Source organism: Kitasatospora nipponensis, assembly GCF_039528135.1.
Taxonomy (GTDB): Bacteria; Actinomycetota; Actinomycetes; order Streptomycetales; family Streptomycetaceae; genus Kitasatospora; species Kitasatospora nipponensis.
Map to the genome: position 1 here is coordinate 1 of NZ_BAAALF010001185.1, position 512 is coordinate 512.

The window sequence follows — 512 nt, forward strand, 5'->3', positions numbered from 1 at the left end:
GGGTTGTTCGAGGCTCAGGTGGCGCGGACGCCGGATGCGGTGGCGGTGGTGTCCGGTGGGGTGGCGGTGTCCTACGGGGAGTTGGAGGTTCGGGCGAATCGCCTGGCGCGGTTGTTGCTGGGGCGTGGTGTGGGTGCGGGGCGGCGGGTGGCGTTGGTGCTGCCGCGTTCGGTTGATCTGGTGGTGGCGTTGCTCGCGGTGTTGAAGTCGGGTGCGGCGTACGTGCCGGTGGATCCGGAGTACCCGGTGGAGCGGATCGCGTATGTGGTGGAGGACGCGTCTCCGGTGGTGGTGCTGGCTCTGGCGGGTACTGCTGGGCGTGTGCCGGAGGGGGGTGTGGAGCGGCTGGTGTTGGACTCGCCGGAGGTGGTGGAGGAGTTGGCTGCTCTGTCGGGTGATGTGGTGGTGGATGGGGAGCGTGGTGGCGCGTTGCCGGCGGGTCTGCCGGCGTATGTGTTGCATACGTCGGGTTCGACGGGGCGTCCCAAGGGTGTGGTGGTGTCGCACGGGAG

General features: G+C 69.3%; 1 protein-coding gene. It reads left to right on the top strand.

Going from position 1 to position 512, the window contains the following annotated elements; all coding sequences use genetic code 11:
* A partial coding sequence (locus ABD323_RS45570; protein WP_344447794.1) for an AMP-binding protein occupies window positions 1–512 on the top strand: 512 nt, incomplete at both ends.